The sequence below is a fragment of the Streptomyces sp. GESEQ-4 genome (genome assembly GCF_017948455.1).
Lineage (GTDB): Bacteria > Actinomycetota > Actinomycetes > Streptomycetales > Streptomycetaceae > Streptomyces.
On the sequence record NZ_JAFFSU010000019.1, the window covers coordinates 1 to 23,347 of the forward strand.

21 protein-coding genes are annotated in these 23,347 nt (G+C 71.2%); 14 read left to right on the plus strand and 7 right to left on the minus strand.

Features of this window, described 5'->3' with window-relative positions; all coding sequences use genetic code 11:
* The first annotated feature begins 193 nt into the window (after positions 1 to 193).
* From KCH48_RS29945 to KCH48_RS29960, 4 genes are all read left to right on the plus strand, one after another.
* Positions 194 to 1,825, plus strand: a complete 1,632-nt coding sequence (locus KCH48_RS29945; protein WP_210578039.1) for a phospho-sugar mutase — start codon at positions 194 to 196, stop codon at positions 1,823 to 1,825.
* Positions 1,826 to 2,093: 268 nt separating this feature from the next.
* Complete coding sequence (locus KCH48_RS29950; RefSeq protein ID WP_210578040.1) at positions 2,094 to 2,795, plus strand: hypothetical protein; 702 nt, start codon at positions 2,094 to 2,096, stop codon at positions 2,793 to 2,795.
* Positions 2,795 to 4,951, plus strand: coding sequence for a bifunctional serine/threonine-protein kinase/ABC transporter substrate-binding protein (locus KCH48_RS29955; protein WP_210578260.1), 2,157 nt, complete (start codon positions 2,795 to 2,797; stop codon positions 4,949 to 4,951). The genes KCH48_RS29950 and KCH48_RS29955 overlap by 1 nt, the downstream gene beginning before the upstream one ends.
* A gap of 18 nt (positions 4,952 to 4,969) precedes the next feature.
* Positions 4,970 to 7,153: a bifunctional serine/threonine-protein kinase/ABC transporter substrate-binding protein gene (locus tag KCH48_RS29960; protein WP_210578041.1), complete on the plus strand. Its 2,184-nt coding sequence runs from the start codon at positions 4,970 to 4,972 to the stop codon at positions 7,151 to 7,153.
* Positions 7,154 to 7,225: 72 nt separating this feature from the next.
* Here KCH48_RS29960 and KCH48_RS29965 read toward each other — a convergent pair whose 3' ends face one another.
* Positions 7,226 to 7,867: a PH domain-containing protein gene (locus KCH48_RS29965; RefSeq protein WP_210578042.1), complete on the minus strand. Its 642-nt coding sequence runs from the start codon at positions 7,865 to 7,867 to the stop codon at positions 7,226 to 7,228.
* A 226-nt stretch (positions 7,868 to 8,093) separates the two neighbouring features.
* Here KCH48_RS29965 and deoC point away from each other — a divergent pair, with 226 nt between their 5' ends.
* The 3 genes from deoC to KCH48_RS29980 are packed head-to-tail and all read left to right on the plus strand — an operon-like array spanning position 8,094 to position 11,373.
* Positions 8,094 to 9,044, plus strand: a complete 951-nt coding sequence (gene deoC / locus KCH48_RS29970; RefSeq protein ID WP_210578262.1) for a deoxyribose-phosphate aldolase — start codon at positions 8,094 to 8,096, stop codon at positions 9,042 to 9,044.
* A gap of 6 nt (positions 9,045 to 9,050) precedes the next feature.
* Entirely contained in the window at positions 9,051 to 10,484 is a 1,434-nt protein-coding gene (locus KCH48_RS29975) for an aldehyde dehydrogenase family protein (protein ID WP_210578043.1), read from the plus strand.
* Complete coding sequence (locus KCH48_RS29980) at positions 10,474 to 11,373, plus strand: aldehyde dehydrogenase (protein ID WP_210578044.1); 900 nt, start codon at positions 10,474 to 10,476, stop codon at positions 11,371 to 11,373. Before KCH48_RS29975 ends, KCH48_RS29980 begins: the two co-directional genes overlap by 11 nt.
* 51 nt (positions 11,374 to 11,424) lie before the next feature.
* On the opposite strand, the gene KCH48_RS29985 is transcribed toward KCH48_RS29980, so the two are convergent.
* Both KCH48_RS29985 and KCH48_RS29990 read right to left on the minus strand, forming a co-directional pair.
* Entirely contained in the window at positions 11,425 to 12,879 is a 1,455-nt protein-coding gene (locus tag KCH48_RS29985) for a PQQ-binding-like beta-propeller repeat protein (protein WP_210578045.1), read from the minus strand.
* Entirely contained in the window at positions 12,876 to 13,556 is a 681-nt protein-coding gene (locus KCH48_RS29990) for a hypothetical protein (RefSeq protein WP_210578046.1), read from the minus strand. The genes KCH48_RS29985 and KCH48_RS29990 overlap by 4 nt, the downstream gene beginning before the upstream one ends.
* A gap of 293 nt (positions 13,557 to 13,849) precedes the next feature.
* Between KCH48_RS29990 and KCH48_RS29995 the strand changes: the two genes are divergently transcribed.
* Positions 13,850 to 14,503 (plus strand): uridine kinase, encoded by a 654-nt coding sequence (locus tag KCH48_RS29995; protein WP_246886105.1) that lies wholly within the window; start codon positions 13,850 to 13,852, stop codon positions 14,501 to 14,503.
* A 193-nt stretch (positions 14,504 to 14,696) separates the two neighbouring features.
* Here the strand turns inward: KCH48_RS29995 and KCH48_RS30000 are convergent, their stop codons facing one another.
* Positions 14,697 to 15,443, minus strand: a complete 747-nt coding sequence (locus KCH48_RS30000; protein ID WP_210578048.1) for a SigE family RNA polymerase sigma factor — start codon at positions 15,441 to 15,443, stop codon at positions 14,697 to 14,699.
* 243 nt (positions 15,444 to 15,686) lie between these two features.
* Here KCH48_RS30000 and afsQ1 point away from each other — a divergent pair, with 243 nt between their 5' ends.
* The 5 genes from afsQ1 to KCH48_RS30025 all read left to right on the plus strand — a co-directional run bounded on the left by afsQ1 (position 15,687) and on the right by KCH48_RS30025 (position 19,616).
* Positions 15,687 to 16,364 carry a two-component system response regulator AfsQ1 gene (gene afsQ1, locus KCH48_RS30005; protein WP_159027094.1) on the plus strand — a complete coding sequence of 226 codons (678 nt, stop codon included), beginning with the start codon at positions 15,687 to 15,689 and terminating at the stop codon, positions 16,362 to 16,364.
* Positions 16,361 to 17,935 (plus strand): HAMP domain-containing sensor histidine kinase, encoded by a 1,575-nt coding sequence (locus KCH48_RS30010; RefSeq protein ID WP_210578049.1) that lies wholly within the window; start codon positions 16,361 to 16,363, stop codon positions 17,933 to 17,935. Before afsQ1 ends, KCH48_RS30010 begins: the two co-directional genes overlap by 4 nt.
* The gene (locus KCH48_RS30015) at positions 17,935 to 18,540 is read left to right on the plus strand and encodes a hypothetical protein (RefSeq protein ID WP_210578050.1); all 606 of its coding nucleotides are present in this window, start codon (positions 17,935 to 17,937) and stop codon (positions 18,538 to 18,540) included. Before KCH48_RS30010 ends, KCH48_RS30015 begins: the two co-directional genes overlap by 1 nt.
* 232 nt (positions 18,541 to 18,772) lie before the next feature.
* On the plus strand, positions 18,773 to 19,324 hold the full coding sequence (locus KCH48_RS30020; protein ID WP_210578051.1) for a VanZ family protein: 552 nt from the start codon (positions 18,773 to 18,775) through the stop codon (positions 19,322 to 19,324).
* 91 nt (positions 19,325 to 19,415) lie between these two features.
* Positions 19,416 to 19,616, plus strand: a complete 201-nt coding sequence (locus tag KCH48_RS30025) for a PspC domain-containing protein (RefSeq protein ID WP_210578052.1) — start codon at positions 19,416 to 19,418, stop codon at positions 19,614 to 19,616.
* A gap of 97 nt (positions 19,617 to 19,713) precedes the next feature.
* Here KCH48_RS30025 and KCH48_RS30030 read toward each other — a convergent pair whose 3' ends face one another.
* Together KCH48_RS30030 and KCH48_RS30035 are read right to left on the minus strand one after the other, a co-directional pair.
* The gene (locus tag KCH48_RS30030; protein ID WP_210578053.1) at positions 19,714 to 20,061 is read right to left on the minus strand and encodes an ATP-binding protein; all 348 of its coding nucleotides are present in this window, start codon (positions 20,059 to 20,061) and stop codon (positions 19,714 to 19,716) included.
* A gap of 156 nt (positions 20,062 to 20,217) precedes the next feature.
* A complete protein-coding gene (locus KCH48_RS30035) occupies positions 20,218 to 21,381 on the minus strand; it encodes an adenosine deaminase (protein ID WP_210578054.1) in 1,164 nt (387 codons plus the stop codon).
* A 113-nt stretch (positions 21,382 to 21,494) separates the two neighbouring features.
* Here KCH48_RS30035 and KCH48_RS30040 point away from each other — a divergent pair, with 113 nt between their 5' ends.
* Positions 21,495 to 22,256 carry an alpha/beta hydrolase gene (locus tag KCH48_RS30040; protein WP_210578055.1) on the plus strand — a complete coding sequence of 254 codons (762 nt, stop codon included), beginning with the start codon at positions 21,495 to 21,497 and terminating at the stop codon, positions 22,254 to 22,256.
* An 85-nt stretch (positions 22,257 to 22,341) separates the two neighbouring features.
* Here KCH48_RS30040 and KCH48_RS30045 read toward each other — a convergent pair whose 3' ends face one another.
* Positions 22,342 to 23,313 (minus strand): LysR family transcriptional regulator, encoded by a 972-nt coding sequence (locus KCH48_RS30045; protein ID WP_210578056.1) that lies wholly within the window; start codon positions 23,311 to 23,313, stop codon positions 22,342 to 22,344.
* Between the last annotated feature and the right edge of the window lie 34 nt (positions 23,314 to 23,347).

The window sequence follows — 23,347 nt, forward strand, 5'->3', positions numbered from 1 at the left end:
GGGCTAAATGATGCCGACCGGCGCGGAAGGTCCAGCCCCTCCGGCGTTTGAGGAGCGGGGGTCCAGGGGGCAGAGCCCCCTGGCGGGGTCGAAGGGGCGGAGCCCCTTCAGGATGGGACGGGTAGGGGCGGCGGGGGCGAGAGAAATTGAGCCCGCACCCGACACCGTACGGACACAACGAGAGGTATCCGACGTGCACGACGATCTCATCGCCCGGGCCCAGGCGTGGCTCGCCGAGGACCCCGACGCGGAGACCCGCGACGAGCTCGGCAAGCTCATCGAGGCGGGGGACGTCACGGCGCTAGCCGAGCGTTTCGCGGGCACCCTCCAGTTCGGTACGGCCGGTCTGCGCGGTGAGCTGGGCGCGGGCCCGATGCGCATGAACCGCTCGGTCGTGATCCGCGCGGCGGCGGGCCTCGCCGCGTACCTGAAGAAGAACGGTCAGGCCGGCGGCCTCGTCGTCGTCGGCTACGACGCCCGCCACAAGTCCGCCGACTTCGCCCGCGACACCGCCGCCGTGATGACCGGCGCGGGCCTGCGCGCGGCCGTCCTGCCCCGCCCCCTCCCCACCCCCGTCCTCGCCTACGCCATACGGCACCTGGGCGCGGTCGCCGGTGTGGAGGTCACCGCCAGCCACAACCCGCCCCGCGACAACGGCTACAAGGTGTACCTCGGCGACGGCTCACAGATCGTCCCGCCGGCGGACGCCGAGATCGCGGCCGAGATCGACGCGATCGCCGCCCTCGCCGACGTCCCCCGCCCCGACTCCGGCTGGGAGACGCTCGACGACGCCGTCCTCGACGCCTACCTCGCCCGCACGGACGCCGTCCTGACGGCCGGGTCCCCGCGCACCGCCCGCACCGTCTACACGGCGATGCACGGCGTCGGCAAGGACGTCCTGCTGGCCGCGTTCGCCCGCGCCGGCTTCCCCCGGCCGGTGCTCGTCGCCGAGCAGGCCGAGCCCGACCCGGACTTCCCGACCGTCGCCTTCCCCAACCCGGAAGAGCCCGGCGCGATGGACCTGGCCTTCGCCAAGGCCCGCGAGACCGAGCCGGACCTGATCATCGCCAACGACCCCGACGCCGACCGGTGCGCGGTCGCCGTCAGAGACGGCGCCGACTGGCGCATGCTCCGCGGCGACGAGGTCGGCTCCCTCCTCGCCGCCCACCTCGTCCGGCGCGGCGCACAGGGCACGTTCGCCGAGTCGATCGTGTCGTCGTCCCTGCTCGGGCGGATCGCCAAGAAGGCGGGACTGCCGTACGAGGAGACGCTCACCGGCTTCAAGTGGATCGCCCGCGTGGACGGTCTGCGCTACGGCTATGAAGAGGCCCTCGGCTACTGCGTCGACCCCGACGGCGTACGCGACAAGGACGGCATCACCGCGGCCCTCCTGATCACCGAGCTGGCGTCCGAGCTCAAGGAGCACGGCCGCACGCTCCTGGACCTGCTCGACGACCTCGCCGTGGAGCACGGCCTGCACGCCACCGACCAGCTCTCCGTCCGGGTCGAGGACCTGTCGGTCATCGCGGACGCCATGCGGCGCCTGCGCGAGCAGCCGCCGACCGAGCTGGCGGGACTGGCCATCACCGAGGCCGAGGACCTGACGCGGGGCACGGACAGGCTGCCGCCCACGGACGGCCTGCGCTACACGCTCGACGGCGCCCGGGTCGTCGTACGCCCCAGCGGCACGGAACCGAAGCTGAAGTGCTACCTGGAGGTCGTCGTGCCGGTCGCCACGCACGACGGGCTGCCGGAGGCCCGCGCGAAGGCCGCCGAGCTGCTGGACGCCATCAAACGGGACCTTTCCGCGGCGGCCGGCATCTGAGCCGTACCCGCCCGCTCTAGCCCTGCCGCGGTGACAACTTGCGTATGTGGCAAGGGTGTTACCAGGCCCGGGCAGCGTTGTTAAAACGGTAGTCCGGGGAACCGCCGCGTGTCTCAGTGGCATCGGTACAGGCGCGGGGCATGGCGAGCACGGGACAGGGGGCGGGATCGTGGCGTGTGCGAGAACCCGGCGTATCTGCGGGGCCTTGGTGATGTGCGGGTTACTGGTGGTCGGCTGCACCGGCGGCGGGAGCGGCGGGGAGGCTCAGGTGTCCGCGGACACGAGCACACGCGACGGCACGCAGCCCGCGCCCTCGCCGGCCGCTGCGACGGCCCCCGCGAAGCAGCCGAGGACCACGGACCAGGCGCGGGCGCTGATCGGGAAGGTGATCGCCGGACCGGAGCTGTTCGGGCCGGGGGTCGTGCGGGCGACGCCGTACGAGAGCGACCCCGGCCGCTGGGCGGTGCTCGGCGACAGCTGCGCCTGGCAGCTCAGGGAACTGCCCGCGGACGTACTGGCCACGCTGACCCGGTACTTCGAAGTGCCCGCCGGGGACGGCAAGGGGTCGGTGCGGCTGTCGGCCACGGTCACCGTGCACCGTACGGCGCTGGACGCTGCCTGGGAGCAGGCCGGAGTGCTGGAAGAGGTGCTCGATTGCGAGGAGCAGCTCCTGCGGCCGGGTGAGCGGCTGACGGGACTGTCCTCGACCGCGTACGCGTGGGGCGAGGGCAACAACAGCTACAGCGACGAGTCGTTGGGGGAGACGGGGCTGTGCGTGAGTGACACTCGCGGCGGGCCGTACCCGTACCGGTGGGACCAGGCCTCGCTGGGCCCCGTGGTGGCCAGTACCTCCGTGTGCGGGGGCCGGGGACGCGAGGCGGCCGAGCTGTGGCCCCTTGTCCAGGAGGCCCTGGCCAAGATGGTGGTGCGAGCGCAGGCGGAGATCGGGCGCCCGAAGGGGGGTGCGTGATGGAGCGGCTGCTTCCCTCCGATCCGTCCCGCCTCGGTGGCCACCGGCTGCTGGGACGGCTGGGCGCGGGCGGCATGGGCGTGGTCTACCTGGCCCGCACCGAGGCCGGGGACCTGGCCGCGGTGAAGGTGATCCAGCCGGAGTACGCCGGTCAGGCGGAGTTCCGGGCGCGGTTCCGCCGCGAAGTGGTCTCCGCCCGGCGGGTGGACAGCCCGTGGGTCGTGCCGGTGCTGGGCGACGACACCGAAGCCGACGCGCCGTGGCTGGCCACGGCGTTCGTGCCGGGTCCTTCACTGGCCGAGGCGGTCGCGGACTGCGGGCCGCTGCCGACGCGCGCGGTGCGGGTCCTGGGCAAAGTGCTGGCGCGGGCCCTGGCCTCGGTGCACGACGCCGGTCTGGTGCACCGGGACGTCAAACCCGGCAACATCCTGCTCGCCCTCGACGGACCCCGGCTGATCGACTTCGGTATCGCGCGGCCCACGGCGGCCGAGGAGACCGAACTGACCTCGGACAGCGTGGTGGTGGGCACGCCCGGTTTCCTCTCCCCCGAGCAGGCGCGGGCCTTGGAGGTCGGGCCGGCGAGTGATGTGTTCTCCCTCGGCTGCGTGCTGGTGTACGCCGCCACCGGCCGACCGCCGTTCGGCACCGGCACCGCGGACGCGCTGCTGTACCGCACCGTCCATGACGCGCCGGAACTGGACGGCATCGACGACGCGGAACTGCGCGCGCTGCTGGAGCGGTGCCTGGACAAGGAGCCCGCCGCGCGGCCCACGGCGGCCGAGGTGGACACGGCGCTGGTGGAGGACGCCCCGGCCGATTCCATCGACTGGCTGCCGGACGCGGTGGTCGCCATGGTCACCGACCGGTCCGCCGAGATGCTGGCCCTGCCCGGCATCGAACCGACCGAGCTCTCCGCCGGGGCCGGGCCGGACACCGGAGCCGGAAGGCCGGGGCGCCGCCGGGTCCTGGCACTGGCCGCCGGCGGCGCGGCGGTCCTCGCGGCGGGCGGCGGCGCGGCCCTGTGGGCGGCGCTGGGAGGCGACGACGAGAAGGATCCGGCGTCACGGTCCACCGGCCCGCGCTGGATCCTGGGCGTCCACGCGGACCTGAGCGGACCGCAGAAGGAGGCCGGGAGGGCACAGGAGCGTGCCGCCCGGCTGGCCGTGGAGCAGTTCAACTCCCGCAAGGACAAGCCGTTCACCCTCACCCTCCGGGCGGTGGACGACCGGGGCGAGCCGGCGCGGGCGCAGCGGGCGGCCCGGCAGCTGGCCGGCGACGCCGATGTGCTCGCCGTCCTCGGCCCCACCGGCTACACCTCGACGCAGGCCGCCCTGGAGGTCTACGAGGCCGCCGGCCTGCCGGTGCTGACCGTGTCGGAACTCTCCTTCACCGCCGCGCAGTCGGCCCTGCTGGCCGAGCCGAAGGGGTACTTCCGGGCCGCGCCCATGGCCGCGTTCACCGTCTACAACACCGTCGTCGCCCTCGCCGCCCAGGGTTCCCGCCGACCGGGCCTGCTGATCGACCGGGCGGGGCGGATCACCGGCATGGAGTCCGCGCAGATCGTCCGCGACACGGCCCGCGCCCGCCAGGTCGCCCTGTACGCCAGGGTCGTGCCCGCCGCCGCGCCGGACGCGTCGGTGGTGGTCGCCGACATGCTCGCCCACGGCATCGACGGCTTCTTCTGCACCGGCACCCCCGAGCGCGCCGCCACGGTCGCCCGCGCCCTGGCCGAACGGCGCTTCGCGGGACCGCGGTTCCTGGACGCGCCCACGGCCACCGCGTCCTTCGTCACCGCGGCGGGCGGTGCGGCCGACGGCTGGCAGACCATCACCCCGTACATCAGCCCGGATGCCACACTCGTGCGTACCTTCGCCACCGCCTACCGCAAGCGCTACGGCGGCGCGCCGGGCATCTGGGCCCCGGAGGCGTACGACACCGCCCGCCTGGTCGTCGACCGGCTCACCGCCCTGGCCGCGGGCGGCGGCCGACGCCCCAGCCGCGCCCAGGTCGCCAAGGCCCTGACCACGGCCGGCTTCAAGGGCCTGACCACGACGTACGCGTTCGACAAGAGCGGAGAACTCACCATGCAGCAGACCCACCACTACCGGGTCGACGGCGGCCGGTTCGCCTACGTCGGCAAGCTGTCCGCGTCCTGACGGCGGCGGGAGCAGGGGATGCGGGCGCTGCGGGCCGAGGACCCCGAGTCCCTCGGCGGGCACCGGCTGCTCGCCCGGCTCGGGGCCGGCGGCATGGGCACGGTCTACCTGGCCCGCGCCGCCGACGGGGCACTCGTCGCCGTGAAGATGATCCGCGCCGAGCACGCCGCGGATCCCGCCTTCCGGGCGCGCTTCCGCCGCGAGGTCCAGCTGGCCACCGCGCTCACCGCCCGCTGGGTGGTCCCGGTGACGGCCGCCGACACCGAGGCGCGCGAGCCGTGGCTCGCCACCGCGTTCGTGCCCGGCCCGTCGCTGACCGAGGCGGTCGACGGACACGGTCCGCTCCCCGCGCACACCGTCGCCGTACTCGGCGCGCGGCTGGCGCGGGCGCTGGCCGAGGTGCACGCGGCGGGCATGGTCCACCGCGACGTCAAACCCGGCAACATCCTGCTCACCCGTGACGGACCCCGGTTGATCGACTTCGGGATCGCCCAGGGCGCCGGCACCACCGCCCTGACCGCCCCCGACGTGATCATCGGCACCCCCGGCTATCTCTCCCCCGAACAGGCCCGGCCCCACGAGGGCGAGGTGGGGCCGCCCAGCGATGTCTTCTCACTCGGCTGCGTGCTGGCGTACGCGGCCACCGGTCGTCGGCCGTTCGGCACCGGCACGGCGGCGGCGATCCTCTACCGCACCGTCCACGAACCCCCCGACCTCACGGGCCTCGACCGTCACCTCCCGCGACCGCTGCGGGCGGCGATCACCGGCTGCCTCGCCAAGGCCCCCGGGGACCGGCCCACGGCCGCCGAACTCGGTGCCGCGCTTGAGGCGACAACCGGCCGGACCGACGAGACGCCGAGCGGTGACTGGCTGCCGCCCGAGGTGCTGCGGCTGGTGGCCGACCGTTCTTCGCGCGCCCTCAACCCGCCGCCACGCCCGCCCACTCCCACTGCTCCGTCGGTCTCACCCTCGGAGCCGGTAAGGAGGCTGCCCCGTCGCCGCGTGCTCGCGATCGGCGGGGCGGCGGTCGCGGCCGCGGGTACCGGAGCGGCCGTACTGCTGAACCGACGGGACACCACGCCGACGGCCGGTACGCCCCGCAAGGTGCCGACGCACACGATCGGTTTCCAGGCCGACCTGACAGGGCCTCAGAAGAGCACCGGTACGGCGCAGGAGCGAGGGGCCCGCCTCGCCGTCGCCCTCCACAACGCACAGGCGGACGCCTCCTTCCGCCTGACCCTGACCACGTACGACGACCGGGGCGAGACCGCACGGGCCAAGGACGCGGCCCGCAGCCTGCTCGCCGACACCGCCGCACGTGCGGTCATCGGCCCCACCACGGCCACCGCCGCCCGCGCCGCCGGCCCGCTCTACGCGGCCGCGTCGACAGCGTTCGTGCTCGTGTCGGTCGACGCCGACGAGGCCGGACTGCCGACCGACGCCCTGCGGCGCTCCCTGTGCCAGACCAGGGCATCGGGGTCCGAGCGCGCCCTGCCGGTCATCGCTTACCTGACCCGGGCGCACTCGGTGCGTCGTACCGCCGTCATCGAGGACCGGGCCGCGGGAGAGAGGGCCTGGAACCTCAGCCGCTACATCGGTGAGTCTCCGCCCAGCGAGGGCACAGTCACCATCCACCCCGTGGCGGCCGGCACCGACGACTTCCGCCCGGCCGTCACCGAGGCCCTGGCCACCGACCCGCAAGCCCTCGTGTACGCCGGGGTCTCCCCGATCCGGGCCGCGGCCTGCGCCAAGGCCCTGTCAGCGGCCGGATTCACCGGTCCGCGCATGGGATTCGAGCCCGTCATGCGGCCGGCCTTCCTCACGGGGGCGGGTGACGCGGCCGAGGGCTGGATGTTCGAAGCCCCGTACACCGAACCGCGATCGGTGGGCACCAAGGCGTCCAGGGCGTTCACCAGCGCCTACCGGAAACGCTACGGCCAGGCACCCGGACGCTGGGCCGCCGAGGCGTACGACGCCGTCGGCCTGATCGCCCGCACCCTCGACGCACTCGGGGGCGGCGCGGATCTCGAGCCCGGCCAGGTCGCCGAACGCCTCTTCCGCACCGCCCACGACGGCGTGGCCAAACCGATCCGCTTCAGCGAGACGCCCACGCACTCCCTGGAACAGGAGAACGCGAGCTTCCTCTACCGGGCCAGGGGCGGGGGTTTCCGGTTCCTGGGGCGGTACGACCAGGTGCGATGAGCAGTCGGTGACGGCGGACGGGTCCGGGAGCTTGGTCTTCGGGGTGGCATCCGGTCGGCGGGCGATCCCCCGTCAGCCCACCGCCAGCAGAATCGCCAGCAGAATCGCGCCCGCCGCCGCGGGGCCCACGATCTCGTACGCCCAGCGCACGACCACGCCCACGCCCTCGCCCTGCGCGGTCTCCGCCGCACCCCGACCCTCCTGCAGCTCCCGCAGATCGTCCATGGCCTGGTCGCTCGCCGCCCGGGTCGGACCATCCGGCACGTTGCGGAGACCACCCCGCACGAGGCCACGCGTGGTGTCCTCGCCGCTCGCCATCGCGCGTGCCTCGCGCCGGGCCGCCTTCTTGCGGGCGCGCAGCGAGACCGGGATGGCCCAGAGCTGGAACTTCTTGCCGGACCGGTCGACGACCTCGTTCGAGTAGCCCGACCGCAACGACGCGACCTGCCCCCACGGCAGCACGATCACACGGAAGGGGTTGCGGATGCGGAGGCGGTCCTCGTTCGCGTACACGGCGGGGCGCACGGTGAAGGCGACGATCAGCGGGACGACGAGGATCATCGCGGCGAGGGCCAGCCAGGGGGTGCGGCCGTTGCCCTGGAACAGGGCGTCGATGCCGAGCCAGGCGACGAGGCCCAGCAGGAGGACGCCGCCTGCGATGCCGCCGCTTGATCGGAAGACGCGGTCCTTGTTCTCGGGGTCCGGGGTGGTCATGCCTTTGATTCTGCCTCAGCGTGGCGATCGGGTTTTGTGCGCCTAGGCGCCGTAGGGGATCTGCTTGATGGCGAGTGCGGGTCCGTTGTGGCTTGTCGCGCAGTTCCCCGCGCCCCTAGGTGGGACAGCTCCCCTTCCCGACAAGGAACCCCTGCTCGTTCCTGACAAGGAACCGCTTCTCGGGGTGTACAGCCGCTACGCGCGTAGATATGCTCGTCTGGTGACCATGCCCACCACTGCACACACCCTCACGGACGTGGCGGCCTCCGAGAGCACGCTGCGTCGGTTCCTCCATGGGCTGCCCGGCGTCGACGCGGTCGGCCTGGAGGCGCGTGCCGCCTCGCTCGGTACCCGTTCCATCAAGACGACCGCGAAGGCGTACGCCATCGACCTCGCCATCTCGATGGTCGACCTGACGACGCTGGAAGGCGCGGACACCCCGGGCAAGGTCCGGGCGCTCGGCGCCAAGGCGGTCCGCCCCGACCCGACCGACCGTACGGCTCCCGCCACGGCCGCGGTCTGCGTCTACCCCGACATGGTGCCCGCCGCGAAGGCGGCCGTCGCCGGTTCCACGGTCAAGGTCGCCTCGGTCGCCACCGCCTTCCCGGCGGGCCGCGCGCCGATCGTCGTCAAGCTGGCCGACGTGCGGGAAGCCATCGCCGCGGGCGCCGACGAGATCGACATGGTCATCGACCGCGGGGCCTTCCTCGCGGGGAACTACATGAAGGTGTACGACGAGATCGTCGCCGTGAAGGAGGCCTGCGGGGCGAGCGCCCGCCTGAAGGTCATCTTCGAGACCGGCGAGCTGTCGACGTACGACAACATCCGGCGCGCGAGCTGGCTCGGCATGCTGGCGGGTGCCGACTTCATCAAGACCTCGACCGGCAAGGTCGCCGTCAACGCCACCCCCGCGAACACGCTCCTCATGCTGGAGGCCGTGCGCGACTTCCGCGCCCAGACCGGCGTGCAGGTGGGCGTGAAGCCCGCCGGCGGCATCCGTACGTCCAAGGACGCGATCAAGTTTCTCGTCCTGGTCAACGAGACCGCCGGGGAGGACTGGCTGGACAACCACTGGTTCCGCTTCGGCGCGTCCTCGCTTCTGAACGATCTGCTGATGCAGCGTCAGAAGCTGGCCACCGGCCGCTACTCCGGTCCCGACTACGTGACGGTGGACTGATCCATCATGGCTTTTGAGTACGCACCCGCACCCGAGTCCCGCTCGATCGTCGACATCGCCCCGTCCTACGGCCTGTTCATCGACGGCGAGTTCGTGGAGGCGGCCGACGGCAAGGTCTTCAAGACGGTCTCGCCGTCCACCGAAGAGGTCCTCTCCGAGGTCGCCCAGGCCGGTACCGAGGATGTCGACCGGGCTGTGAAGGCCGCCCGCAAGGCCTTCGAGAAGTGGGCCGCGCTGCCCGGCTCCGAGCGCGCCAAGTACCTCTTCCGTATCGCCCGCATCATCCAGGAGCGCGCCCGCGAACTCGCCGTCCTGGAGACGCTGGACAACGGCAAGCCCATCAAGGAGACGAGGGACGCCGACCTTCCCCTCGTAGCGGCGCACTTCTTCTACTACGCGGGCTGGGCGGACAAGCTGGAGCACGCCGGCTTCGGTGCCGCCCCCCGGCCGCTGGGCGTCGCCGGCCAGGTCATCCCCTGGAACTTCCCGCTGCTGATGCTGGCGTGGAAGATCGCCCCGGCGCTGGCGACGGGCAACACGGTGGTGCTGAAGCCCGCCGAGACGACCCCGCTCTCCGCCCTGTTCTTCGCCGACATCTGCCGCCAGGCCGGTCTGCCCAAGGGCGTCGTCAACATCCTTCCGGGATACGGCGACACGGGCGCGTTCCTGGTGGCCCACCCGGACGTGAACAAGGTGGCCTTCACCGGCTCCACCGCGGTCGGCAAGGAGATCGCCCGCACGGTCGCCGGCTCGAAGAAGAAGCTCACCCTCGAACTCGGCGGCAAGGGCGCGAACATCGTCTTCGACGACGCTCCGATCGACCAGGCGGTGGAGGGGATCGTCAACGGGATCTTCTTCAACCAGGGTCAGGTGTGCTGCGCGGGCAGCCGACTGCTGGTGCAGGAGTCCATCCAGGACGAGCTGTTGGAGTCCCTGAAGCGGCGTCTGTCGACGCTGCGCCTCGGTGACCCGCTGGACAAGAACACGGACATCGGCGCGATCAACTCGGCCGAACAGCTCTCGCGCATCACGTCCCTGGTCGAGTTGGGCGAGGCGGAGGGCGCCGAGCGCTGGTCCGCGCCGTGCGAACTCCCCTCCTCGGGCTACTGGTTCGCCCCGACGCTCTTCATGAACGTCACGCAGGCCCACACCGTCGCCCGCGACGAGATCTTCGGCCCGGTGCTGTCCGTCCTCTCCTTCCGCACCCCGGACGAGGCGGTCGCCAAGGCCAACAACACGCCGTACGGGCTGTCGGCGGGCATCTGGACCGAGAAGGGTTCACGGATCCTGGCGGTGGCGAACAAGCTCCGCGCGGGCGTGATCTGGTCCAACACGTTCAACAAGTTCGACCCGACCTCGCCCTTCGGCGGCTACAAGGAGTCGGGCTTCGGCCGCGAGGGCGGCCGCCACGGCCTGGAGGCGTACCTCGATGTCCGATAAGTCCGAGCAGCAGCGACTCAGCGTCTTCAAGACCTACAAGCTGTACGTCGGCGGGAAGTTCCCGCGTTCCGAGAGCGGCCGGGTGTACGAGGTGACGGACTCGAAGGGCAAGTGGCTGGCCAACGCGCCGCTCTCCTCCCGCAAGGACGCCCGGGACGCGGTGGTCGCCGCCCGCAAGGCCTTCGGCGGCTGGTCCGGCGCGACCGCGTACAACCGCGGCCAGATCCTCTACCGCGTCGCGGAGATGCTGGAGGGCCGCCGCGAGCAGTTCACCCGCGAAGTGGCCGACGCCGAAGGACTCTCCAAGTCCAAGGCGGCGGGGGTCGTGGACGCCACGATCGACCGCTGGGTCTGGTACGCGGGCTGGACCGACAAGATCGCCCAGGTGGTCGGCGGCGGCAACCCGGTCGCGGGCCCGTTCTTCAACCTCTCCTCGCCCGAGCCGACAGGCGTCGTCGCCGTCCTCGCCCCCCAGGAGTCGTCCTTCCTGGGCCTGGTCTCGGTCGTCGCCCCGGTGATCGCGACCGGCAACACGGCGATCGTGGTGGCGAGCGAGAAGTCCCCGCTGCCCGCCCTGTCGCTGGGCGAAGTGCTGGCCACCTCCGACGTTCCCGGCGGTGTCGTCAACGTCCTCTCCGGCCGTACGGCGGAGATCGCGGCGCCCCTGGCCGCGCACCAGGACGTCAACGCGATCGACCTCGCGGGTGCCGATGACGTACTCGCGAAGGAACTGGAGATCGCGGCGGCCGACAACCTCAAGCGCGTCCTGCGTCCACAGCCTGTGGATTACACGGCGACCCCGGGCACCGAGCGCCTGACGGCCTTCCTGGAGACGAAGACGGTCTGGCACCCGACGGGATCGCTGGGCGCGTCCGGCTCGTCGTACTGAGCACCTCGTACCGGGGTCCCCAAGGGCCCCGGTACGTCTCCGTCCCGGTCGTCAGCGCACGGTGGCTCCCGTGCACAGGTGCACGAGGTCGATCGCCTCGCCCTCGATCGCCTCGCCCTCGATCCGGAGGAACCCGCCGTCCACTTCGGCGTTGTCGGCCCGGGGCCTCTTCCACAGCGTGCTCCGTCGCCTGACGTCCACGGCGCGCAGGGAGAGATGATCGGACAGGACCGCGATCCCGTCCTTCACCGTGATCGCCTCGACGGGCCAGCCCGGGACCTCGACCTCCCACTGCTTCTTTCCGGTCCCGGCGGCGAGTGCGACGACGCGTGAGTGTGTGGGGTCCTTCCCCGTCCCCGCGTTGATCTCCGAGGTCAGCCGGTCCTCGGCAGTGTCCCGGGTGAGAACCAGGCCGTTCGCCACGCGCAGGGCGACCGGCTGCCCGTATGCCGGAAGCGGGTAGGTCCATTTCGTCGTTCCGCTGGTGGGGTCCAGCGCGAGGACGTGGCCGTCGGCATGCAGGATCACGGCTCCCTCGTGAACGAAGGGTCTGTCCTGACTCGACCGTGGAAATTCGCGGTGCCAGAGGACCTTGCCCGTCGCCGCCACGGCACAACTCACGTAGGCGGTGGTGCTGGACTCCGGATCGTTGGCGTCGCCGATCGACCAGTCGAAGAGCAGGACGACGTCGCCGGCGACCTGAAAGGGGTCTCCGAAGAGACCGTCCCGCACGTCGCGATGCCAGATCGCCCTTCCGGTGCCGGGCTGCAGACCGGTCACCAGGGCTCCTTCCAGCCGGGAGACGATCACCGCGTCCCGGTGGGGAAGAAAGCTCTGGATGTCATGGGTGGGGTGCGAGAACTCCCATACTTCCGCGCCGGTCTCCCCATCGACGGCATGCAGGACGTCGGTCGCTGTGCCCAGCATGCCGAGCCTGGGTCTGAACAGCAGCAGGTCTCCGCTGACCGCCAGATCCGCCGGATGGCCGACCTTACGGCGCCACACCTCACGCCCCGTATCCGCCTCCAGGGCCATGACCACTCCGCCCCAGGCGTCCGAGAACTCCACGTTCGCGTCCTCGCCGGCCGTCCAGTACAGGGAGGTGAACAGGAGTTTCCCTCCACTGACCGGCGGGTCCTGCTCCACGATGTCCGACGCGTCGGCATGCGGGTCACCGGCCCGCCGGGCACCGAGGCCGGTCGGCTGGAAGCGCCACTTCTCGGCACCGGTTCGGGCGCTGTAGGCCCAGATGCTCCCGCCCTCCCGGGCGACGAACAAGGATGCGCCGGCACGTACGACTGCCTTGTGGTTCAGCGGCAGGGCGATCGGCCACGACCTTGTTCTGGGGGGAGCGGCAGTCCGCGAAGGCTTCGGTGAACTGGGCGGCGGCTCAAGGACCTTCGGGTCGTCGGATACCGGGGATACGTCTCTCCGCTCGCGCCACAGCAGCCCTCCGCCGACCCCGCCGAGTGCCGCCGCCGCGAACAGAACGGTACGGCGGTTCATTCGCCGGACCGGGCGCGAGTCTTGGCGTACAGCTCCCGCAGCGCCGGCGTCACACTGCCGTCGCCCGCTTTCCGCCCCGCCATGAAGTCGTTGACGATCGAGTCCCGGCATGTCCACTCCCCGAACGCGCCGAGCCTGTCGGAGTTCGAAGCGAACGAGAATTCCCCCGTCACCGGCGTGAATACCTCGGCGTCGGACTCCTTGAGCTCGAGGGTCACGCGGTAGAGCCATACCGGGCTGGAGTTGGAGATCGGCTTCTCGGTGCCGAAGGTGATGGCGAGCGTGTCTCCCCGCCGGGGTTTCACCTCGAAGCGCACCGGCACGGTCTCCTTGGCGCCGGCGGTCACGTCCGAGGGGACGCGATAGGTGTACGTACCGGTGACCACGAGGTCTCCGCCGACGGCAGCGCACGGGTCCAGCCTGCGGATCTCCTTGAAGGTGATCCGTGCCTCGGTGATCACGGCCGCGAGGTCGCCGCCGTTCTTGAGGGTGACCGCCACGGCCGGAGTCGTGAGCGGATACTTGGCGGTCTGCTCACCCGTGGCCAACGACTTTTCGACGTGCTCCACCTCCAGTTCCCGCACGTCGGCCGCCTCGACCGTCACCTTCGCCTCGGGCGCCTGCTCCCACGGATTGGGCAGCCAGCCGAACAGCACACTGGTGGTGGCGGCGACCATCGCGAGCGCGGAGCCCTCAAGGACTCTCTTCGTGACCGGCCGGCGGGCAACCGCGCGGATACGGCTCCGTGATCTCGCGATGCGTGAGGGGGCGGGAGTGCTCAAATCAGGGACCTCGCAGCACAGTTGCGGCCAGTTGGCCATCGATTCGGCGCGAGCGTACTGACGCCCGCCGCCGCGGCCGCCGCGATCGCGAGGAGATCACCCGTTCGTGAGCGGATCGGCACGAAGGGTGGTCGAGGTGTGACGCACGCGGTAAAGCCGACCCGCGGGCTTCGATGAACGGCAAGTGAATGCCACACTGGTCTCCCGTGAGCTCCCAACCCGCCATACCGACGCGAGTCGTGCTGCTCTGCGGCCCCTCCGGCTCCGGCAAGTCCCTGCTCGCCGCCCGCTCCGGCCTTCCGGTGCTGCGGCTCGACGACTTCTACAAGGAGGGCGACGACCCGACGCTGCCGCAGGTCCTCGGGAGCTCCGACATCGACTGGGACCATCCCGACTCCTGGGACGCGGACACCGCCGTCGCCGCCATCGCGGAGCTGTGCCGCACGGGTCGTACGGACGTCCCGCTGTACGACATCGCCCGCAGCGCCCGCACCGGCGCGGAGACCGTCGACATCGGGCGCACCCCGCTGTTCATCGCGGAGGGCATCTTCGCCGCCGAGATCGTCACACGCTGCCGTGAGCTCGGCGTCCTGGCCGACGCGCTGTGTCTGAGCCGCGGACCGGTCAGGACCTTCCGGCGCCGTTTCCTGCGGGACCTCAAGGAGGGGCGCAAGTCCGTGCCGTTCCTGCTGCGGCGGGGCTGGCGGCTGATGCGCGCCGAGCGGTCCATCGTGGCCCGGCAGACCGCGCTGGGCGCGTACGCCTGCGACCGCGACGAGGCGATGGGGCGGCTGGCGGACGCGGCGGCCGGGCGGTGCGCGACGGCTCGTACGGCCGTCTAGGCGCGGTCGAGGCCTCGTACCGCACACACGAATGCCGCACGCACGAAAGCGGGACTGGACGGACCCCCCGGCCCACCAGTCCCGCTCCTTTTGTGCTCCCCCGTGATCCCCGTGGTGCTTCCCCCGTGACCCCGTTGGTTCCCCCCGGAACCGTTCCCCCGTGCTACCCCGTTACTTGCTTCCCCCCAGACCTTCAGGCGACAAGCTCCCCGAAGGACTCCTCCTCGTCACGGCCGAAGCTGAGGACCTCGTCCTCGCGCAGCCGGCGCAGGGAGCGCCAGATGCTGGACTTCACCGTGCCGACACTGATGTCGAGGATCTCCGCGATCTCCGGGTCGGTGCGGCCCTCGTAGTAACGGAGGACCAGCATCGTCCGCTGGAGTTCGGGCAGCCGGGCCAGCGCCTGCCACAGGACCGCGCGCAGTTCCGTGCCGCGCATCGCGTCCGTGTCGCCGGGCGTCTCCGGCAGTTCCTCGGTCGGGTATTCGTTCAGCTTGCGGCGGCGCCACGCGCTGATGTGCAGGTTGGTCATGGTGCGGCGGAGGTAGCCCCCGACCGCGGCCTTGTCACTGATCCGGTCCCACGCCCGGTACGTCGAGAACAGCGCACTCTGCAGCAGGTCCTCGGCCTCGAAGCGGTCGCCGGTGAGGTGGTAGGCGGTTGCGTACAGGGAGGCGCGGCGCTCCTGGACGTAGGCGGTGAACTCCGCCTCCGACAGCGAGCGCCGACGCTCCCCCGAGTCCTCCCCGTACGCGGTTCCCCCGTGTGTTTCCCCCGTGAGACCGTCAACCACCGTCATGTACGCGGTGTGCTGACGCCCGGTGCCGCGAGCGCACCCCCGCCCGCTCACGGCACCGGACTTCTCGGAACCCCGGCCCCCGTTCACGTCGTGCAGACGCGTGACAACTGCGCTTGCGCTCGTGCTGTGCAGCGTGTTCATCTCGCGCCCCCCGTCGTGGACTTCCCGGTGTTCGTTCTCGCTCGGCCTGGTCTGCGGCCTCGCTTCCTTGCCTGTGCCCAAAAGCTTGCCGAGCCGACTTCATGGCCGTGTCCGCCGACTGTCACAGACCTGTCACAGGGGCCTGTGACAGGTACCTCACAGTCCGATCACGGAAAACAGCGCTACGTGCACGGACCCGTACAAGTGTCGAAACCCCAGCCCCGCATGGGCCAGAATGAGCGCGTGCCTTCCCTGTTGCTGATCGAGGACGACGACGCCATCCGTACGGCCCTGGAGCTGTCACTGACGCGCCAGGGACATCGGGTTGCCACCGCTGCCACCGGTGAGGACGGTCTGAAGCTCTTGCGCGAGCAGCGGCCGGACCTGATCGTGCTGGACGTGATGCTGCCCGGCATCGACGGCTTCGAGGTGTGCCGGCGCATCCGGCGCACGGACCAGCTGCCGATCATCCTGCTCACCGCGCGCAGTGACGACATCGACATCGTCGTCGGGCTGGAGTCCGGCGCGGACGACTATGTCGTCAAACCCGTGCAGGGACGGGTGCTCGACGCCCGGATCCGGGCCGTGCTGCGGCGCGGGGAGCGGGAGGCGAACGATGCGGCGACCTTCGGCAGCCTGGTGATCGACCGGGCGGCGATGACCGTGACGAAGAACGGCGAGGATCTCCAGCTCACGCCGACCGAGCTGCGGCTGCTCCTCGAGCTGAGCCGGCGGCCCGGTCAGGCGCTGTCCCGGCAGCAGCTGCTGCGGCTGGTGTGGGAGCACGACTACCTCGGTGACTCACGGCTGGTGGACGCCTGTGTGCAGCGGCTGCGGGCGAAGGTGGAGGACGTGCCGTCGTCCCCGACGCTGATCCGGACGGTGCGCGGCGTCGGCTACCGGCTGGACAGTCCTCAGTGACACCAGCGCACGGGGGCTTCCGCGGCTGGGCCGCGGCACGCGCACGACAGGTGGCCCGGCTGCGTTTCACCAGTCTGCGGCTGCGGCTGGTCGTCGTCTTCGGTCTGGTCGCGCTGACCGCCGCGGTGTCCGCGTCCGCGATCGCGTACTGGCTCAACCGCGAGGCGGTGCTCACCCGCACCCAGGACGCCGTGCTGGCCGACTTCCAGCAGGAGATGCAGAACCGCGCGGGCGCCCTGCCCGAGCACCCCACCCAGGACGAACTGCAGCACACCGCGGGCCAGATGGCGAACAGCAGCCAGCGCTTCAGCGTGCTGCTCGTCGCCCAGGACGACAACGGCCGGACGGTGTACGGCAACTCCGGCGCCCTGGACGGCTTCGCGCTCCAGGACGTGCCCAAGTCGCTGCGTACGGCGGTGAACAAGGAGCAGGAGGTCAACGCGAACAACAAGTACGCGTACCACCTGTACTGGCAGCGCACCGTCGAGGACGGCACCCCTTATCTGGTGGCCGGCACGAAGGTGATCGGCGGCGGGCCGACCGGCTACATGCTCAAGTCGCTGGAGCCGGAGGCGAAGGACCTCAACTCCCTCGCCTGGTCGCTGGGGATCGCCACGGGCCTGGCGCTGATCGGCTCCGCGCTGCTCGCGCAGGCCGCCGCCACGACCGTACTCAAGCCCGTGCACCGGCTCGGGGTCGCCGCCCGGCGGCTCGGCGAGGGCAAGCTGGACACCCGGCTGAGGGTGTCCGGGACCGATGAACTGGCCGATCTGTCAAGGACGTTCAACGACGCGGCAGAAGCGCTGGAGAAGCGGGTCGCCGAGATGGCCGCGCGGGAGGACTCGTCCCGGCGGTTCGTCGCGGACATGAGCCATGAACTCCGTACGCCGCTCACCGCGATCACCGCCGTGACGGAGATCCTGGAGGAGGAGCTGGAGGCGGAGTCCGGGTCGATGGACCCGATGATCGAGCCCGCCGTACGGCTCGTCGTCAGTGAGACGCGGCGGCTGAACGACCTGGTCGAGAACCTGATGGAGGTCACCCGCTTCGACGCGGGCACCGCTCGGCTCGTCCTGGACGACGTCGACATCGCCGACCAGATCACCGCCTGCATCGACGCGCGGGCCTGGCTGGACGCGGTGGAGCTGAACGCCGAGCGCGGCATCCACGCCCGGCTCGACCCGCGCCGCCTGGACGTGATCATGGCGAACCTGATCGGCAACGCGCTCAAGCACGGCGGGTCGCCGGTGCAGGTGTCGGTGCGTGAGGCCGTCGAGGACGTCGTCATCGAGGTGCGCGACCACGGGCCCGGCATCCCCGAGGACGTCCTGCCGCACGTCTTCGACCGCTTCTACAAGGCGAGCGCCTCCCGGCCGCGCTCCGAAGGCAGCGGGCTCGGCCTGTCCATCGCCATGGAGAGCGCGCACATCCACGGCGGCGCGATCACCGCCGCCAACTCCCCCGAGGGCGGTGCGGTGTTCACGCTGTCGCTGCCGCGGGACGCGTCGGAGCTGACGGCGCAGGAGACCGACGAGAAGAAGAACGGCAAGCGCGCGGAGGGCGAGGCCTGATGACCGTACGCCGATGGGCGGCCGTTCCCGTGCTCGCCGTGCTGCTGGCCGGGTGCGGGATCCGGGCCACCGAGGTGCCGACGGACTTCGGGCCCGCGCCGTCGCGTGTGCAGTGCGCGCAGACCGAGCAGGACGTCTCGACGCAGGCCTCGCGCGGGCTGCCGGTCCAGGTCTTCCTGCTGTGCCGGTCGTCCCTGGTGGCCGTCGACCGGACCGTACGGGTGCCCGACGGCGCCGTGGACTCCGAGCGGCGGGTGCTGGTGGCGCAGGAACTCCTCGACGAGCTGGCGCAGACTCCGTCGGCGGCCGAGAAGGAGGCCGGGTACACCACCGATGTACGCGGCGGCATGACCGTCGACGGCCCGCGCCCCGGCGACCCGGAGGACGCGCTGCGGCTGAGCACCCCGCCCGAGGACCTCACCTCCTACGCCCTCGCACAGACCGTCTGCACCCTCTCCGACTCCGCCGCGGCCGAGGGCGACGGCTCGGTCATCCTCGGCGGCCCGGACACCGAGCCCGTACAGCGCTACGAGTGCACCGCCGAGGTCCGCTCGAGGCCGGGCACGCAGGCGCCGCCTTCGACGGGGGTCACGGGCGGCGAGTAGCCCGATCCGCAGGGCCACTGTCCCGACCGGCGAGTGAGCCGAAGGGGCGCGCCTGTGTCGAGAGGCCGAACGCGCGGAGGCCCGAAGGGTCGAGCACGATCGGCCTCTCGACACAGGCTTTGGCGCCCCGGAGGCGAACCGAGCCTCGAAAAAAGGGGTGTGTCGCATGCCTCATACATCTGTGTGTCGACATTGCGGAACCGATCGTGCAGAGGGCCGCGTCTAGGGGGGCGTGCAGCGTGAAGGCTCCATCGGCGGCGGCGCCGCGATTCGCATCCGTGTGGCAGGGGGTGTCCTCCTCGCCGCACACCTCGCGTTCGTCGCCTGGCTCACGCTGCGTCCGCTGGACGTCCCCTGGGTGATGCCCGCCAATCTGCGTCCGTTCGCCGGCATCCGCGCCGATCTGGCGCTGGGCTGGCCGGAGGCGGCCCGGCGCATCGGCGAGGGGCTCGCGCTCCTCGCGCCGCTGGGCGTGCTGCTCCCGCTGGCCCACGGCAGACTCCTCGCCTCCCCGCTCGGCTCCCTGGTCCGTACGATCACCGCGGGCGCCCTGATCTCGCTCGGCATCGAACTCCTGCAGACCGGCGTGCCCGGCCAGATCGTCGACGTCGACTCGCTCCTGCTGAACACGGTGGGCGTCGCCCTCGCGCATCTGACGCTGGTCCCGGCGGGCCGCCTGGCGCTCCGCCGCAGGACCGAGCGCAAACGGCGTACGACCGTCCGCCAGGAGGAGCCGGCTCAGGGTCGCACCCCGACGATTCCCAGGGTCGGGATCGCACCGTAGAGCGACGCTTTGCCCCCTTCGTCGCCGTAGCGTTGAAGACAGACGAGGCCACCACAGAGGGCCTCACACCAACGCTCACGAAGGAGCCGCAATGACCGCCCTTGCCCGCCCCACCAACGGCCGCATGATCGGCGGAGTGTGCGCTGCGCTGGCACGGCGCTTCGGCACCTCCGCGACCACGATGCGCGTGATCTTCGTCCTGTCCTGTCTGCTGCCGGGCCCGCAGTTCCTGCTCTACATCGCGCTGTGGATCTTCCTACCCTCGGAGGGGAAGGCCCGCGCGTCCTGGTAAGCCCCTGGCGCACTGGTAAGCGCCTTGCGCATCAACGCCGATGGGGCGCACCCCGAGTAACGGGGTGCGCCCCACCGGCGCGCTTCGTGGGCTTGGCTCAGCCCACCGGCACCGCCTGGACCGGCACGGCCTGCACCGGCATCCCGCCGAGCAGCAGGGAGGCCGGGGAGGTGAGGCCCTGGGCCAGGGCCCATCCGGCGAGGGTGGGGCCGGTGACCGGGGTGAGCACGTACGCCCCCTCGACGCCGCGCTCCTTCTCGCCGGCCGGCAGGGTCTTGGAGACGTCCTCCGCCGGCAGCGCCGCGGTGACCATCTTTGCGGTGTTCACCACCGACCCGGTGTCCGGAACGACGGCCGGGGCGGCGTGCGCGGCGCCGGTTCCGGCTGCGGCGAAGGCGGCACCGAGCGCGGCGACACCGAGGGTCTTGGCAGCAGACTGCTTCATCGTGAATGCGTCCTTGAATAGGGCCGACGGGGATATGTTCACAACCGTAAACACCCCCCGCCGCCCACCGCAAACACCGAAATGCGGGCGGGTTGTGAATTCCGTCAGAATTTCGTGTGCGCTGACGCCCCGAAACAGTCCGAGATCAACCCCCGATCAGCCCTCGGATGCCGTAGAACCGCTGGTGGAAGCGTTTTCACGGAACAGCCATTCGGACTTCAGCTCGGCGTATCCCGGCTTGATGACGTCATTGATCATCGCCAGCCGTTCATCGAAAGGAATGAATGCTGACTTCATAGCATTGACCGAGAACCATTGCATGTCGTCGAGGGTGTACCCGAATGCCTCGACTAGGTGCTCGAATTCCCGGCTCATACTGGTGTGGGACATCAGCCTATTGTCGGTGTTCACCGTGGCCCGGAAATGCAGCCGCCGCAGCAGCCCGATGGGGTGCTCGGCGTACGACGCCGCCGCGCCGGTCTGCAGATTGGAGCTGGGGCACAGCTCCAGCGGGACGCGCTTGTCCCGTACGTACGAGGCGAGCCGCCCGAGCTTCACCGAGCCGTCGGCGTGCACCTGGATGTCGTCGATGATCCGCACCCCGTGTCCGAGCCGGTCGGCGCCGCACCACTGGAGGGCCTGCCAGATGGACGGCAGCCCGAAGGCCTCGCCGGCGTGGATGGTGAAGTGGTTGTTCTCGCGCTTGAGGTACTCGAAGGCGTCCAGGTGCCGGGTGGGCGGGTAGCCGGCCTCGGCGCCGGCGATGTCGAAGCCGACGACGCCCAAGTCGCGGTAACGGTTGGCGAGTTCGGCGATCTCCAGAGCGCGGGCGGCGTGCCGCATGGCGGTGAGCAGGGCGCCGACGCGGATGCGGTGGCCGTTCGCGCGGGCGGTCCGCTCGCCTTCCCGGAAGCCCTCGTTGACGGCCTCGACGACCTCTTCGAGGGTGAGCCCGCCTTCAAGGTGCTGCTCGGGCGCGTACCGCACCTCCGCGTACACGACACCGTCCTCGGCGAGGTCCTCGGCGCACTCGGCGGCGACCCGGACGAGCGCCTCACGGGTCTGCATGACGCCGACGGTGTGGGAGAAGGTCTCCAAGTACCGCTCCAGGGAACCGGAGTCGGCGGATTCCCGGAACCAGACGCCGAGCTTGTCCGGGTCGGTCTCGGGCAGTTGGGAGTAGCCCGAAGCACGGGCGAGGTCGACGATCGTGCCGGGGCGCAGCCCGCCGTCGAGGTGGTCGTGCAGCAGAACCTTCGGTGCCCGGCGGATCTGGTCCGAGCTCGGTGTGTTTCCCATCGGGGCAGTCTGGCTCGTCATTTTCGCACTCTAACTCCTACGCGCGTAGATCGCGCGTCGCGCGAATCCGTCGATACGCAACGGTGACCGTGCGGCAGGGTCGCGTACACCCCCACTTCTGACACTGTTCTGTCATGGCACAGCAAGCGACGCCGGTTCGCACGGCCCGGCTGGGGAGGACGCTCGGCCCGGAGCCGACGGCGGTCGGCGGGGCGGTGCTGCTGCTCCCCGGCGGCGACGAGGTCTCCGGCCGCCGGCCCTCCCCGATGCTGGCAGCCGCGTCCGTACGGGCGTTGGGCCGCCGTCTGGCACGCGCGGGCCGCGACGAGGGGCTCGTGACCCACGTCGTGCACTACCGCTACCGCGGCTGGAACGGCAGCGAGGCGCATCTCGCCCGCGACGCGTCCTGGGCGGCCAGCGAGGTCGTACGACGCTACGGCGACGTCCCCGTCTGCCTCGCCGGCATCGACATGGGCGGCCGGGCGGCCCTGCGCGCGGCCGGGCACGACACCGTCAACTCCGTACTGGCGCTCGGCCCTTGGCTGCCGGAGGACGACGTGGCCGCGCCGCCCGAACCGGTGAAGCAGCTCGCCGGGCGGCGGGTGATGATCGTGCACGGCACGAACGACGAGCGCACGGACCCTGAGTTGTCGTTCCGGCTCGCGGAGCGGGCGAAGAAGTCCAACCGGGACGTGTGCCGGTTCGAAGTGCACTCCGATCGTCATGGCTTGCAGCAGCATCGGGATGAAGTCCTGTCTCTTGCGGAGGACTTCGTCATGGGGGTGTTGTTCGGGCGAGCGTTTTCGCGGCCGGTTGAGGATGCGTTTGCGGCTCCGCCGCCTTTGGGGTTGCGCATGCCGTTGGCTTCAGGGTTCGGTCGGTCTTTGAGGCGGTAGCGCCGCGGGGGTGTGGGTGGGCTTCGGGCTGCGGGTTCGTTGTGGCTGGTCGCGCAGTTCCCCGCGCCCCTGAGGGGCGATGCGGCTAGGTGGGGAGCAAGTTCCCTCTCTTTGACAGCAGGAACCTCTTGAACGCCGCCACTGGGGGGGTGTCCGGGTGGCCGTCGAGCCACGCCACGCCGATTTCTCGTGCTGCTCTTGGGGCTGTGACCGTCAGTTCTACGACGCCCGGGCGCGGCACTGCCGGCGGCGGGAGGAGTGCCACCCCCAGCCCGGCGGCGACGAGCCCGCGCAGAGTCTCCGCCTCCTCTCCCTCGAAGGCGATTCGGGGCTTGAAGCCGGCCTCCTTGCAGAGGTCGTCGGTGATGCGGCGGAGGCCGTAGCCGGGTTCGAGGGTGACGAAGGTTTCGTCGGCGGCCTCGGCGAGGCGGATGCGTTTGCGGGTGGCGAGGCGGTGGTCGGCGGGGACGACGAGGCGGAGCTTCTGTTCGTCGAGGCGGCGGGCTACGAGGTCGGGGGCGTCGGGGACGGGTGAGGTGAGACAGAGGTCGAGTTCTCCCGCGCGCAGCCGCTCGATCATCGCCTCGCCGTAGTTCTGGACGAGGCTGAAGCGGACGCGGGGATGGTCGGCGCGGAAGGCGCTGATGAGGCCGGGGACGGTCTCCCACCCCATGGTGTGCAGGAACCCGAACGCGACCTTGCCGGCGGCCGGATCGGCGTCGGCGCGCACCTCGTCGGCGGCGCGCTCGATCTCGGCGAGGGCGCGCTCGACGGAGGTGAGGAAGGTGCGGCCGGCGGGGGTCAGGGACACCGTACGACCGCGGCGGGCGAACAGGTCGACGCCCAGGTCCTGTTCGAGGCGGACCATGGCACGGGAGAGGGTGGACTGCGGGACATTCATCTCCTGCGCGGCCCGGGTCACATGCTCGGTCCGCGCGACGCCGGCGAAGTAGGCGAGGCGGGGAGCGAGCAGCATCGTCATGTCTGTCATGTCTGTCATGTCTTCTGTGTCACTGGACGGTGACAGGCGGGCCTGTGACCTCTGCTGATGCACCATGGGAACGATTATGCCGATTCCATGCATTGGACGG